1 protein-coding gene is annotated in these 726 nt (G+C 75.1%); it reads left to right on the top strand.

All coding sequences use genetic code 11. The features are described 5' to 3' along the window. Positions 1–610, top strand: a 610-nt coding sequence (locus G3I65_RS45805) for an MFS transporter (RefSeq protein WP_160701654.1), incomplete at its 5' end; no start/stop codon positions are given. Positions 611–726: the final 116 nt, after the last annotated feature.

Here is a 726-nt window from a genome sequence, read left to right as displayed (position 1 = left end):
GCTGGCGTGGTCGGTCCGCCTCCGCGCGGACCCGGCCGCCACTCCGATCACGACCGGCGGGCCCGCACCGCGGATGCGCGCGCTCCTGGCCGCCAACGTCGTCTACGCCTTCTGCCTCAACGTCCCCGAAATCGCGGTCCCGCTGGTCCTGGTGACCCAGCTGCACGCGTCCCCGGCGTGGGCCGCGGCCGTCTTCGTGGCCAACACGGTCCTGGTGGTCACGCTGCAGGTACCGGTCACCGTGTGGCTGTCCCGCTTCCCGCGCCGGACGGTGCTGGCGCTCGGCGGCGTGGTGCTGGCCGCGTCCTACCTCGGCTTCCTCGCGGCGACCGCCCTGGGCGCGCCGGCCGTCGCCGCGGTGTCCGTGGTCTGCACGCTCGGCGAGATCGCCTACGCGGGCAGCGCCACCGCGCTCGTCACCGCCCTCGCGCCGGACCACCTCCTGGGCCGCGCCCTCGCCCGCTTCCAGCTCTCGACGGGCTTCGGCCTCGCCGTCTCCCCGGCGGTCATCACGACGCTCGCCGCCCGTGGCCCCGGCGTGCTCTGGGGCGGTCTCGCCGCCGCGACGCTGCTGTCCGCGTCCGCCGTGGCCGCGGAAAAGGACCGGTGACGCTTCGGTGACGGACCGACCACGCACGGTGTGCCAGTCTGGCGTTTTCCCTTGCGCAGGAGGGATGTCGCTCATGGGCTGCCGGCGATGGTCGCGACCGCGAAGCTGACGGCGCC

The organism is Amycolatopsis sp. SID8362 (genome assembly GCF_010550475.1).
Classification (GTDB): Bacteria; Actinomycetota; Actinomycetes; order Mycobacteriales; family Pseudonocardiaceae; genus Amycolatopsis; species Amycolatopsis eburnea.
Note: the sequence above shows the minus strand (reverse complement) of the source record. Positions and strands in the feature narration are given on the sequence as shown.